We start from the raw sequence: 12886 nt of genomic DNA, 5'->3' as shown, positions 1-12886 counted from the left end.
CAGGCACAACCAACGGCGGCCCAGTGACCATGTCGACACCTTCATCAGCGCTATCGATCTCCCAGAGCCCCAAGCGTGCAGACTCGCTGGCCGACAGTTTCGCGACGAGTTATGCGGGCGTCGTGGCGTTCATCGCCGTGGTGGCCGAAGGCAACTTTGCCAGGGCGGGCGACCGGCTGGGCATCGGCCGCTCGGCGGTCAGCCGCAGCGTACAGAAGCTCGAAGACCAGCTCGGCACGCGCCTCTTTGTCCGTACGACGCGCAACACGTCGCTCAGTGCCGAAGGCAAACGCTTCTACGAACAGTGTCATCCGGGCGTACAGCGGATCGTGCAGGCGATGGACGACATGCGCGAGCTGCGCGAAGGCCCGCCGTCGGGACAACTGCGCGTGTGCTCGACCGTAGACTTCGGACGCAAGATTCTGGCACCGTTGCTCGGCGGGTTTCGCGAAGCCAATCCAAACATCTCCATCGAGCTGGTGCTCGATGACAGCCCGACCGACTTCACGACCGACGGCATCGACGTGTCGTTTCGGAACGGCCGGATGGAAGACAGTCGGGTCATCGCCAGGAAGGTGATCCCGATGCAGATGATGCTGTGTGCGTCGGCCGACTATGCCGAGAAACACGGGCTTCCGCAGAACGTCGACGAGATCGCCGGTCACCGAGGGGTGAATTTCCGGCTGGCATCGGGTCGGGTGTCGGAATGGGAATTCAGGATCGACGGTCGTGCGCGCAAGGTCTCGCCGAACGCCATGCTGACCTTCAACGACGAGGACCTCGTGCTGCAATCGGTGCTCGACGGTCAGGGCATCGCGCAAATGGCGGCCTATCAGGTGGGCAAGCACCTGCGCACCGGACGTCTCGTCGCCTGCTTGCCGCAATATGCGCCCGACGACCGGGGGCACTTCGTGTGCTTTCTGAGCCGACAGCACTTGCCGGCTCGCATTCGCGTGTTTATCGACTACATGACGGCGCAGATCCGCGCGATGGACTTGCATGTCTTGCGCGACGACCTGCGGGTGAATCAAGCACACGCCGCGTAGGCAGGCGCGGACAGCCGCGGGGCATAAGCACGACGGCCTCCCCCTCTCGTCCATTGAACGTTAAGGGGAGGCCGCAGATGGGACTACAGACCGCTGAAAGCGTGTGCGTCCGCTATGCCCGACGCTCGTTCGCCCGGCTGAACCACGTCTCGAAGTCGGTCTTGCCCAGACGGGGCGCCGTGCCGGGCACCAGCATGTCGTCGTCGAGCAACGCCCCGAAATAGCGAGCGTTCGGATCGGCGTGTACGGTGCGCCCGTCACCGGTCTTGCGCAGGTAACGCTGTGCCAGTTCAGCCATTCGCACGCGCTGCGGACCGGCGATTTCCACGACACCGTTCACCGGCTCGCCTAGCGCCGAATCGGCCAGCGCGAGCGCCACATCGTCGGACGCAATCGGCTGAACGAACGCCGTCGAGAGTCGCACCTCGTCGGCCTGCGTGCCCGATTGCACGATGCTGCCCAGGAACTCGAAGAACTGCGTGCTATGAACGATGGTGTACGGAATGCCGCCTTGCGCGATCAACGCTTCTTGCGCGATCTTGGCGCGAAAGTATCCGCTCTCGGCCAGCTTCTGCGTGCCCACCACGGACAGCGCAACGTGGTGGCGCACACCGGCCCGGGCCTCGGCCGCGAGCAGATTCCGACTCGACGTCTGGAAGAATTCCAGCACCGCTTTGTCTTCGAACGAGGGCGAGTTGGCGACATCGACAACGGTATGCACGCCGACGAGCGCGTCGTCGAGTCCTTCGCCGGTGATCGTGTTCACATGCGTGGCGGGTGATGCTGCAATCGCCTCATGGCCGCGCTCGATAAGCTGAGCGACGAGTTTTCGGCCGATCAGGCCGGTGCCACCGATAACAAGAATTTTCATGACGGGGGCGCTCAGCTGAAGTTGGCCTTGTCCAGCCCGTAAGCCTTGTCGGCCGAGCCGGGAACGGTGCGGAAGCCCACGTTAAGACGGTTCCAGCCGTTGATCGCCATGATGGCGAAACTGAGGTCCGAGATTTCCTTTTCCGACAGTTCACCGCGCACGCGCTCGTAAATTTCGTCGGACACACCGTGCGCGCCGAGTGTCGTAAGCGCTTCGGTCCAGGCGAGACAGGCACGCTCACGCGTCGAGAACAAGGTGGATTCACGCCAGATCGCGACGTGATGCAGACGCAGTTCGCCCTCGCCGCGGATCTTCGCTTCCTTGACGTGCATGTCGAGGCAGAAGCCGCAACCGTTGATTTGCGAGGCACGGATTTCGACAAGGCTCAGGATCGACGACTCGATGGCGCTCGACTTGAGCAACATGCCGAATTCGACGAACTTCTTGAAGAGTTCCGGGGATTGGGCAAAGGCGTTCAGACGTTGGCTCATGGTGACTTCCTCATTGGGTTGGCGCGCCCCGTCAACGGCTGACAGGTTTCACGCATACGTGAACAACACCCCAATCGTAGGTCGGCACGAACGCCATCAGAAGCCCCCGAGCGGGGACTATGATGTTGCCTCAATGACAACAATGTCTCAGAGCGAGGGAGATCCGTCAGCGCTGTTCGCTGCCGTTGCGACAAGCCAGTCGAACACTTGCGTTACAACCGGCGAGCGCGTCTCGCCCGCGACTCGCGAAATCCACCACGTACGCCCCGCGATCCTCGGATAACCGGCAAGCATGCGCAAACGCCCCTGCCGCAGACATTCGTCCGCGACCAGATGCGATACGCAGGCGATGCCACGGCCACGCAGTGCGGCGTCGAGCAGCAGGCGTTCGTCATCGTAAATCGCATGCTTGCGCAAGGCGGCCAGTTGATTGCGGAACAGCGACGCCGTGGCGTCGCGCGTGAAGCTCTCCTCAAGGCAGATCAGCGATGTCATCTCTGCGTGCTTTTCAAGCGGGCTGCCGGACAGTCGTTCGGCCAACGCATCGCTGGCGACTATCACCCACTCGTCTTGCAAGAGCGGCATCTCCATCAGTCCCGCCTGCTGCAACGGCCGGTCGCCGATCACAATGTCGATGTCGGTCTCGTCGATGAAACGCGCGGACTCATCCGTCGATAACATCGGGCATAACGACGGAACGTGCGCGAGCAAGTCGTCGACGCGCGGGCTAAGCCAGCCGTGCAGCACCTCTGCCGGACCGGCGATTACGACCAGCCCCGGGTCGAGATAGGTCGCGATGCGGCCCAATCCGCTGCGCAGCGTGTCGATCGAGCGTTGCACCGTACGCTGCAAAACCTCGCCGGCGACGGTCAATTCGACGCCGCGTCCGACCCGCCGGAACAGCGGCTGCCCCACCTCCTCCTCCAACTGCTGCACCTGATGGCTGATCGCCGACTGGCTGACATGCAGTTCGTCCGCCGCGCGAGAGAAATTGCCGTGACGCGCCGCGGCCTCGAACCCCATGAGCAATTTGAGTGACGGAATTCGTTGGCGATTCATCGGATTCTCGCAAGATATGAGAAAAGTTGATCAATAGTAGCAAAACATCTCGTTTTTCTTTATCGGAAATGCGCCTCAAACTGCGTGCACTGATTGACTCGCCGACGCACCCGCGGTCATTCGACGGCGCAATCGTGCGAATCATCATCAAGAGAATTGGGAAATGCCGACACGGCGAGGTTTCATGAAGCAGGGATTACTGACGTCCGGCGCTGCGATGCTGGCCGGGAGTTTTGGCGTCGGTTTGACGCGTAATGCGCAGGCGACAGGCGCTGCCGAGTGGGTCATGCCGGATGAGGGTGAGCGTCACGCCGCCACATGGATGGCGTTCGGGCCGAGCGAGGACGTCTGGGGTCGCCGTCTGCAACGTGGGGCACGGGAGGGGCTTGCCCGCATTGCGCAGGCCATCGGTAGCTTCGAGCGCGTCAATATGCTGGTTCGCGAAGACGATTACGACGTGGCCGAGCGCATGTGCGGCAGCAAGGTCAACCTGATCGTGCAACCCATCGACGATCTGTGGATGCGCGATACCGGCCCCGTCTTCGTCCGTTCTCGCAGTGGTGCGAAAGCGGCCGTCGACTTCAATTTCAATGGCTGGGGTGGCAAGCAGTCTTGCGACGACGATGCGGAGGTCGCGGCTTTCGTGGCCGAGAAGGCGGGGGCGCGAGTGTTGGCGACGCGTCTCGTGCTGGAGGGCGGCGGCATCGAAGTCGACGGCGACGGTACGGCCATCATTACGGAGAGTTGCGTGCTCAACCGGAATCGCAATCCGGGCGTCGGCAAGGCGGCATGCGAAGCGGAACTGATGCGACTTCTGGGGCTGCGCAAGATCATCTGGTTGCCGGGGATCGCGGGCAAGGACATTACCGACGGGCACACCGATTTCTACGCGCGCTTCGTGCGGCCCGGCGTGGTGATCGCGCATCTGGATAACGACACGTCGTCTTACGATCACGCGGTGACGATGCGCCATCTCGACATCCTGCGTCAGGCGACGGACGCTTCGGGACGCAAGTTGCAAGTGGTTGTGCTTCCCGGCCCGAATAGCGTTCGCAGCGCTTACGAGTCCGATGGATTTGCGGCCGGATACGTCAACTTTTACGTGTGCAATGGCGCCGTCATCGCGCCACAGTTCGGCGATCGTCAGACGGACAACAGCACGCGAGACAAGCTGCGCGATCTCTTTCCGAAACGCGAGATCGTGCAACTCGATATCGATGGCATCGCCGGTGGTGGTGGTGGCATTCACTGCACGACGCAACAACAACCGGCCTGAGAGTCATGCCACGTTCATTCGGATACCAAACGTTTTGACAACAAAAAAGGGCCAGCAGACTTTCGTCTACTGGCCCTATTTTTGGTAGGCCGTGCTGGACTTGAACCAGCGACCAAAGGATTATGAGTCCTCTGCTCTAACCAACTGAGCTAACGGCCCTAAACTACCGGCGCTCGCTCAGCAGCAATCAATTGCCTTCGAGGAACGACTTGAGCTTGTCGGAACGGCTCGGGTGACGCAGCTTGCGCAGCGCCTTGGCTTCGATCTGACGAATACGCTCGCGCGTCACGTCGAACTGCTTGCCCACTTCCTCGAGCGTATGGTCCGTGCTCATCTCGATACCGAATCGCATACGCAGCACCTTGGCTTCACGCGGCGTCAGCGAATCGAGCACGTCCTTCACGACGTCGCGCATACTACCATGCAATGCGGCGTCGGCAGGTGCGACCGTGCCGGTATCTTCAATGAAATCGCCCAAATGCGAATCGTCGTCGTCACCGATCGGCGTTTCCATGGAGATCGGTTCCTTCGCGATCTTCATGATCTTGCGGATCTTGTCCTCCGGCATTTCCATCTTCTCGGCCAGCGTCGCCGGATCCGGCTCAACACCGGTTTCCTGCAGAATCTGACGCGAGATCCGGTTCATCTTGTTGATCGTTTCGATCATGTGCACCGGAATACGGATGGTACGTGCCTGGTCCGCGATCGAACGCGTGATGGCCTGACGGATCCACCACGTCGCGTACGTCGAGAACTTGTAACCACGACGGTATTCGAACTTGTCCACCGCCTTCATCAGGCCGATGTTGCCTTCCTGAATCAGATCCAGGAACTGCAGACCACGGTTCGTGTACTTCTTCGCAATCGAAATCACCAGACGCAAGTTCGCTTCGGTCATCTCGCGCTTTGCCTTGCGGGCACGGCGCTCGCCTTCCGACATCTTGCGATTGACGTCCTTCAACTCGGTCAGCGGCAACACCACACGCGCTTGCAGGTCGATCAGCTTCTGTTGCAGTTCCTGGACGGCCGGCACGTTACGCTCAACCACCGAGCTGTACGCCTTGTTGTCGGCCACGACCGTGTAGATCCAATCGAGATTGGTTTCGTTGCCCGGGAAACGCGACACGAAATCCGCGCGCGGCATGCCGCACTTGTCGACCACGATGTTCAGGATCGCACGCTCGATGTTGCGCACTTCGTCCACTTGCGAACGCAGCGTGTCGCACAGACGCTCAACCGTACGCGCCGTGAAGCGGATCGTCATCAGTTCTGCCTGGATCGACTCGCCAGCCTTCACGTACGGCTTGGACTGATAGCCTTCCTTCTCGAACGCACGACGCATCTTGCCGAACCAATCGGCGATCACGGCGAACTTGGCGAGCGAGTCACGCTTGAGCTGCTCGACCTGCGCTGCCGAAGCTGCGCCGCCGTTGCTGCTGTCCTCTTCCTCGTCGCCTTCTTCCTCTTCCTCTTCTTCCTCTTCTTCTTCCGCGTCGGCGTCGAAGTCTTCGTCGTCAGAGGCAGCGGCGGCCGCATTGGCTTCCGCATTCGGATCGATCAGGCCGTCGACCACTTCGTCGATACGCATTTCTTCGCGCTCGACTTTCTCGGCCATCGCCAGGATCTCGGCAATCGTCGTCGGGCATGCGGAGATGGCCTGCACCATGTGCTTCAGGCCTTCTTCGATGCGCTTGGCGATCTCGATTTCCCCTTCACGCGTCAGCAGCTCGACCGTACCCATTTCGCGCATGTACATACGCACCGGGTCGGTCGTGCGGCCGAACTCCGAATCGACCGTCGAGAGGGCCGCTTCCGCTTGCTCCTCAACTTCGTCGTCCGTCGCTGCGTTCGGGGCATTGTCGTTGAGCAGCAGCGTCTCGGCATCGGGTGCCTGCTCGTAGACAGCCACGCCCATGTCGTTAAACGTTGCGATCACGCCTTCCAGCGCATCGCCTTCGACCACATCGTCGGGGAGGTGGTCATTGATCTCTGCAAAGGTCAGGAAGCCTCGTTCCTTGCCCAGCTTGATCAGTGTCCGCAGCTTGCCACGACGTTCCTCAAGTTCCTCGGCCGTACCGGGCTGGTGCGAGGAAAATGCGTCCTTGAGCAGTGCTTTCTCTTTTGCCCGGCGATCACGCGCCTTCTGCTTTTCCACTTTGGTCTGATCTTCGTTCACGGGTTGATCATTAGTATTCGCTGCGACGTTCTGCTCCCCCGGGGCGGCGGTCTTCGCGGCTCTGCCGCGTGCTTTGGTCGGGACGACCGGCTCGACTGCTGCCGGCGTAACCTCCACCACTGCCTCCGGTTTGCTGGAAGCCCCGGTCTTGCGTGGGGCTTTCGTCGCAGGTGTACTGCGGCCCGCCGGGCTCGAAGCCTTGGCGGTAGTTGCGCTCTTCGCGCTTTTTTCAGCGGGTTGTCGGGCCTGCGGTTTCCCGCCTGCCGTCGCCTTCGCGGCCGTTGCCGGCTTGGTCGCCTTGACCGCCTTCGCGGTCGTGGCGGGCGGCTCGGACTTCACCGTCGGCCTGGCTGCCTTGGCAGCCCCCACCGTCGCGGCGGTCGCACTCTTGCGCTTGGTGACATCGGTCACCTTCGCAGCTGTATTGCCGGTTGCCTTCGTGGCACCGGCAGCTGCCTTTGTTTGCGTAGTACGTTTCGCCGAACTTGCCTGGCTGGCTGTTTTCTTCGTGGCTTGCGACGCCGCACCGGCTTTTCCTGCAACGCCAGCTTTCGCAGAACGAGACGCCCCCTTCCCACCTGATGCCGCCGCCGCACTGGTCGCGCGTTTAGCTGTCGGTGAAGGGATAACCGTCTTTTTTCCGCTGGTCGTTGTCATCTTTGCCATAGCGATCTCGCTTGCCAGAAAACAGCCCACTGAAAACCTTCTATTGTAGCACGCGGGCTTACCTCAACTTCGCGCGCCTCCTGTGCTGGCCGTAGCCAGCCACCGCTTCAATTCGTCGCGTTCCCGCGACAGCGCTTGAGCGTGGCGCAATTCATCGGGCGTCAGCGACGCCCGCTTGAAAATCGTCTCCAATTCTTCGCACAACCGGTCGTACTGCAAACGCCGGATGGCACTACGCAACTCGGTGAGGCGCAAGGCAATCTGCTCTTCGCGACGCTCGACCTGCGCTTCATCGGCCGGATCGAACAACATCAGATCCCGCGCATTTTCTTCAAATGACAGAATTTCGCGGATGATGTCGTCGAAACTGGCCCAGTTCGGCGAAATCCGCAGCCGATCCGACATATAGCGGAAATCGGCCTGCGCACCCATTTCGCGGCACAGCGTCAGCACTTCCGAGAAAATCTCGCCGTGCTGCCCCATCTCCCGCAAAATCTTGGTCTCTTCTTCGGTTAATTCGTTTCCCAGCGCCGGGAACATCAGCAAGTTCTGCAACGCCCGGTGCTCGGTGCCGACCACGCGGCGCTTCTCGCGCTTGGCCGGGGCTTTGTCCCAGGTGTTCTGACGACGCGCAGCGCCAATGTGCAACTCGCAAAGCTCCGCGACTTCCTCGACCGAACTGCCTACGCGCTCGGCCAGCGCATGAATGATCTGGCCCCGCAGCGCATTCGCCGGCATCTGCTGCAGCAGCGGCTTGGCCTCGAACAACGCACGTGCCCGCCCTTCGGGCTGGTGCATTTCCTTGCCCGCCGTGACTTCGCCGATCAGGAATTGCGACATCGGCATGGCGCGCGAGACCTCGTCTGCAAACGCTTGCGTGCCGTGCTCGCGCACATAGCTGTCCGGATCGTGCTCGCTCGGCAAAAACAGAAACTTGAAACTCCGGTTATCGTCAGCGTGTGGCAGGCAGGCTTCCAGTGCGCGACGCGCCGCCCGGCGCCCCGCCGCATCGCCGTCGAAGCTGAACACCACCGTTTCGGTCTGGCGCAACAGCTTCTGCACATGCATTGGCGTGCACGCCGTACCGAGCGTTGCGACCGCCTGCGGAAAGCCGAGCTGGGCCAGCGCCACGACATCCATATAGCCTTCGACCACCAGCACATAACCCGCATCGCGAATGCCGATGCGCGCCTCGAACAACCCGTATAGCTCGCTGCCCTTGCTGAAGAGCGGCGTCTCGGGAGAATTCAGATACTTGGGCTCGCCCTTGTCCAGCACGCGTCCGCCGAAGGCGATGACCTGTCCTTTCGTATTCCGGATCGGAAACATGATCCGGTCGCGGAAACGGTCGTAGCGTCGCTTCGTAGTGCCCGGCTCACCCTTCTCGCTCTCGATCACGAGACCGGCCTCAAGCAACTGGTCGTCGCGATAATTCTCGAACGCCGCTTCCAGGTTCTGCCACGCTTCCGGGGCGTAACCGAGCCCGAAATGCGCTGCGATTTCCCCCGTCAATCCACGTCGCTTCAAATATTCGATGGCTACCGGCGCGCCGCGCAGCTGCTTGCGGTAGTAGTCGCAAGCGCGCGTCATCACGTCGACGAGGCCGAGCGTCTGCGCACGTTGCGCGGCCGGTGCCGGTGCGCCCGGCAGCGGCGCTTCTCGCGGCACATCCAGCCCGACGTTGCGGGCCAATTCTTCCACGGCCTCGACAAATCCGAGCCCGGCATGCTCCATCAGAAAGCTGATCGCGCTGCCGTGCGCGCCACACCCGAAGCAGTGATAGAACTGCTTGGTGGGACTTACCGTAAATGAGGGCGACTTTTCGTTATGAAAGGGGCACAGCCCCATGAAGTTCGCCCCACCCTTCTTCAACTGCACGTAACGGCCCACCACCTCGACAATATCGACGCGGTTGAGCAAGTCCTGCAAAAACGACTGGGGAATCACTGGATCGGTGCCATCGCAACGCGGTGCCGCACCGTCGCGCAAGCGACAGCGCCGTACCGCACTACCGGTTTACGCAGCCAACGCCGCCTTCACTTGCGCGGACACGGCAGTCATGTCGGCACGGCCCGCCAACAGACCCTTGAGCACGCCCATCACCTTACCCATGTCCTGCGGGCCGGCTGCGCCCGTTTGCGCCACGGCAGCCTTCACGGCCTGCGCGACCTCGTCTGCCGAGAGTTGCTGCGGCATGTAGACCATGAGCACTTCGACTTCGGCGGCTTCCTTATCGGCCAGATCGGTCCGGCCAGCGGCCTGGAACTGGCTGATGGAATCTTTGCGCTGTTTGATCAGTTTGTCGACGATGGCCGCGGTGGCCGCGTCATCGAGGGTGATGCGCTCGTCGACTTCCTTTTGTTTGATTGCCGCAAGCAGCAGGCGGATGGTCCCCAGTTTGTCGGCGGCCTTGGCGCGCATGGCCGTCTTCATGTCTTCGTTAATGCGTTCTTTCAGACTCATGAGCAGGGATTCCGGAATTCGATTACGTTTCAGTGTAGTGCATGCCGCCCCAAAGAAAAGGACGGCGACGGTGTGACACGCACCGCGCGGTGCCGCTGCCGGTGCACTGGCGCAGCGTTCAACGGGGGCACAAAGCACAAAAACCCGCTTGCGGAAACGATCACACGTGCGATCACAAGCGGGCTCGCCGGAGACTTGGACCGCCCGGACACCCGCATTGTTCGATGCCGGATGTCGCTGGCGTATCGGACGCTAATCTTCAGGTAATGCGCCGGAGGCGTCTCGAACTGACGTCAGACACTCTCCGAAACGACTGTTACGACAGATACAGCGCCGTCTCCACGAAGGAGAGAGCGTAGCACAACGGTCGAGCGACCGTCTACGACAGCGCGTCACCCTCGGGCGGTCAGATGCCATCGTCGGCCGCTTTGGCTGCCTGGATGCTTTCGGACATTGCCTGCGCACATGCCACCGCCGAGGCCCAGGCCCACTGGAAGTTGTAACCGCCGAGCCAGCCCGTCACGTCGACCACTTCACCGACGAAATGCAGCCCCGGTTGCGTGCGCGCTTCCAGCGTCGCCGACGACAGTGCGCGCGTGTCGACGCCGCCACGCGTCACTTCCGCCTTGCGCCACCCTTCCGAGCCGCAAGGTTTCAGCGTCCAGCCGGAAAAGGCCTGTGCGAGCGATCGCAACGCCTTGTCCGGCAACTCCTGCACGCGCGCTTGCGGTGAGAGGCCGCTATTGGCGACCCACGCGTCCGCCAACCGTGCCGGCACCCACTGCGCCAGCAAATTGCTCAATTGACGTTTGGAAGACGCTTTGGCTTCGAACAGCGCCGCCTCGATATCGGACGACGGCGCGAGATTCAGCGTAATCGGTTGCCCTGGCGTCCAGAAACTGGAAATCTGAAGAATCGCGGGACCGGACAAACCGCGGTGCGTGAACAACAGATCCTCAAGAAAATTGCCGGCTTCCTTACCTTTGCCCGTGCTGACATCGACTTCCAGCGACAGCCCAGAGAGGCCGGCAAAGGGTGCCCACGTCGACGCATCGAACATCAGCGGAACGAGCGCCGGACGCGGCTCCACGATATCCAGTCCGAACTGACGTGCGATCCGATAACCCCAATCCGTCGCGCCAATTTTCGGAATCGACAGCCCGCCGGTTGCGATCACGAGACGTTTTGCCGCGATATGCCCGGCATCTGTCGTCAAATGATAACGATGCACCCCACCGGCCTCGGTGTACGCGACGGTATGGACGGCACATGGCATGCGCCAGTGCACATGCCCCGCAGCGCACTCGTTTCGCAGCATTTCAATGATGTCTTCGGCACTTTCGTCGCAGAAGAGCTGCCCGCGGTGCTTCTCGTGCCAGGCGATGCGATGGCGCTTGAGCAAATCGAGGAAATCACGCGGCGTGTAACGCGCGAGCGCAGAACGGCAGAAACGCGGATTCTCCGACAGGTAGTTCGCCGGGCCCGCATTGATATTGGTGAAATTGCAGCGGCCGCCGCCCGAGATGCGGATCTTCTCGGCGAGACGCGTCGCGTGATCGATGAGCACCACGCGCAGGCCCAGTTGCCCAGCCACCGCCGCGCACATCAGGCCGGCCGCGCCAGCACCCACAATCGCTACATCGAACTTTTCCATGGCGCGCATTGTAACCGGCAGCCCATGGGGTCGACTGGTATACTTCCGGGTTCCCCATTAAAGTTGACGCTGCGCGCATCCCATCCGCCATGCTGGTTCTAGGCATTGAAAGCTCCTGCGACGAAACCGGGCTCGCCCTCTACGACACCGAGGCCGGGCTGCTCTCGCACGCGCTGCACTCGCAGATTGCGATGCATCGCGAGTACGGCGGCGTGGTGCCCGAACTGGCGTCGCGCGACCACATTCGTCGCGCCCTGCCATTGGCCGAAGAGGTGCTCGCGCAAGCCGGCAAGCCGCTCAGCGCCGTCGACGCCATCGCCTACACGCAAGGCCCCGGTCTCGCAGGCGCGCTGCTGGTCGGCGCGAGTGTCGCCAACGCTCTCGCCTTCGCCATCGACCGGCCGGTCGTCGGCGTGCATCACCTCGAAGGCCACTTGCTGTCGCCGTTGCTCGCCCCGGACGCACCCGACTTCCCCTTCGTCGCCCTGCTGGTCTCCGGCGGTCACACGCAACTGATGGAAGTCCGCGCGTTCGGACAGTACGCCATGCTCGGCGAAACGCTCGACGATGCCGCCGGTGAAGCCTTCGACAAGACGGCCAAGCTACTCGGACTCGGCTACCCGGGCGGCCCGGCCGTCTCGCGTCTGGCCGACTTCGGCACACCGGGTCGCTTCGATCTGCCGCGTCCGATGAAGCACTCGGGCAATCTGGATTTCAGCTTCAGCGGCCTGAAGACGGCAGTCCTCACGCAGGTCCGCAATCTCGGCGGCAACGTCTGCGAACAGGAGAAGGCCGACCTCGCGCGCGGCTTCGTCGACGCGATTGTCGAAGTCCTCGTCGCCAAGTCGATGGCCGCCCTCAAGCAGACCGGCATGAAAACGCTGGTCGTTGCGGGTGGCGTGGGCGCCAATGCACAACTGCGCGCCGGACTGAACGAAGCGGCACGCCGCCGTGGCTACCGCGTGCATTACCCCGACCTCGCGTTCTGCACCGATAACGGCGCGATGATCGCCTTCGCAGGCGCGATGCGCCTCAAGCACTGGCCGGATGAAGCGGATAGCGAATACGCGTACACAGTGCGCCCGCGCTGGGATCTGGCCGATATCGTGCGGAGCGTGTGACGCGGCGTCGATGGCTTGACGAGCTGTACACCGTTCGACGAACGCCCAAGAAAAAACCGCTCC

At 62.0% G+C, this 12886-nt stretch carries 11 protein-coding genes and 1 tRNA gene; 4 read left to right on the top strand and 8 right to left on the bottom strand.

Translation table 11 applies throughout. The annotated features are described in order from the left end of the window. The first annotated feature begins 29 nt into the window (after window positions 1-29). Window positions 30-1046, top strand: coding sequence for a LysR family transcriptional regulator (locus PAQ31011_RS24275; RefSeq protein ID WP_150578226.1), 1017 nt, complete (start codon window positions 30-32; stop codon window positions 1044-1046). A gap of 112 nt (window positions 1047-1158) precedes the next feature. On the opposite strand, the gene PAQ31011_RS24270 is transcribed toward PAQ31011_RS24275, so the two are convergent. From PAQ31011_RS24270 to PAQ31011_RS24260, 3 genes are all read right to left on the bottom strand, one after another. Beyond that, window positions 1159-1917 carry an SDR family oxidoreductase gene (locus tag PAQ31011_RS24270; RefSeq protein ID WP_150578225.1) on the bottom strand — a complete coding sequence of 253 codons (759 nt, stop codon included), beginning with the start codon at window positions 1915-1917 and terminating at the stop codon, window positions 1159-1161. An 11-nt stretch (window positions 1918-1928) separates the two neighbouring features. Further along, on the bottom strand, window positions 1929-2408 hold the full coding sequence (locus PAQ31011_RS24265; RefSeq protein WP_150578224.1) for a carboxymuconolactone decarboxylase family protein: 480 nt from the start codon (window positions 2406-2408) through the stop codon (window positions 1929-1931). Between the two features lie 147 nt (window positions 2409-2555). Then, on the bottom strand, window positions 2556-3467 hold the full coding sequence (locus tag PAQ31011_RS24260) for a LysR family transcriptional regulator (protein WP_150578223.1): 912 nt from the start codon (window positions 3465-3467) through the stop codon (window positions 2556-2558). Window positions 3468-3630: 163 nt separating this feature from the next. Here PAQ31011_RS24260 and PAQ31011_RS24255 point away from each other — a divergent pair, with 163 nt between their 5' ends. Continuing rightward, window positions 3631-4743 (top strand): agmatine deiminase family protein, encoded by a 1113-nt coding sequence (locus PAQ31011_RS24255; RefSeq protein ID WP_150578222.1) that lies wholly within the window; start codon window positions 3631-3633, stop codon window positions 4741-4743. 82 nt (window positions 4744-4825) lie between these two features. Here the strand turns inward: PAQ31011_RS24255 and PAQ31011_RS24250 are convergent. Continuing rightward, a tRNA-Ile gene (locus tag PAQ31011_RS24250) sits at window positions 4826-4902 on the bottom strand. 28 nt (window positions 4903-4930) lie between these two features. Then, on the bottom strand, window positions 4931-7036 hold the full coding sequence (rpoD, locus tag PAQ31011_RS24245) for an RNA polymerase sigma factor RpoD (protein WP_039402733.1): 2106 nt from the start codon (window positions 7034-7036) through the stop codon (window positions 4931-4933). 13 nt (window positions 7037-7049) lie between these two features. Between rpoD and PAQ31011_RS26510 the strand changes: the two genes are divergently transcribed. Further along, complete coding sequence (locus PAQ31011_RS26510; protein ID WP_174990252.1) at window positions 7050-7634, top strand: hypothetical protein; 585 nt, start codon at window positions 7050-7052, stop codon at window positions 7632-7634. 14 nt (window positions 7635-7648) lie between these two features. On the opposite strand, the gene dnaG is transcribed toward PAQ31011_RS26510, so the two are convergent. The 3 genes from dnaG to PAQ31011_RS24225 all read right to left on the bottom strand — a co-directional run bounded on the left by dnaG (window position 7649) and on the right by PAQ31011_RS24225 (window position 11702). Beyond that, window positions 7649-9532 carry a DNA primase gene (dnaG, locus tag PAQ31011_RS24235; protein WP_150578260.1) on the bottom strand — a complete coding sequence of 628 codons (1884 nt, stop codon included), beginning with the start codon at window positions 9530-9532 and terminating at the stop codon, window positions 7649-7651. Window positions 9533-9601: 69 nt separating this feature from the next. Beyond that, complete coding sequence (locus PAQ31011_RS24230; protein ID WP_150578219.1) at window positions 9602-10048, bottom strand: GatB/YqeY domain-containing protein; 447 nt, start codon at window positions 10046-10048, stop codon at window positions 9602-9604. A gap of 406 nt (window positions 10049-10454) precedes the next feature. Then, window positions 10455-11702 carry a BaiN/RdsA family NAD(P)/FAD-dependent oxidoreductase gene (locus PAQ31011_RS24225; protein ID WP_150578218.1) on the bottom strand — a complete coding sequence of 416 codons (1248 nt, stop codon included), beginning with the start codon at window positions 11700-11702 and terminating at the stop codon, window positions 10455-10457. 89 nt (window positions 11703-11791) lie between these two features. Between PAQ31011_RS24225 and tsaD the strand changes: the two genes are divergently transcribed. Then, window positions 11792-12823, top strand: a complete 1032-nt coding sequence (tsaD, locus tag PAQ31011_RS24220) for a tRNA (adenosine(37)-N6)-threonylcarbamoyltransferase complex transferase subunit TsaD (RefSeq protein WP_150578217.1) — start codon at window positions 11792-11794, stop codon at window positions 12821-12823. Window positions 12824-12886 lie beyond the last annotated feature (63 nt).

It is taken from the genome of Pandoraea aquatica (genome assembly GCF_902459565.1).
Lineage (GTDB): Bacteria > Pseudomonadota > Gammaproteobacteria > Burkholderiales > Burkholderiaceae > Pandoraea > Pandoraea aquatica.
Note: the sequence above shows the minus strand (reverse complement) of the source record. Positions and strands in the feature narration are given on the sequence as shown.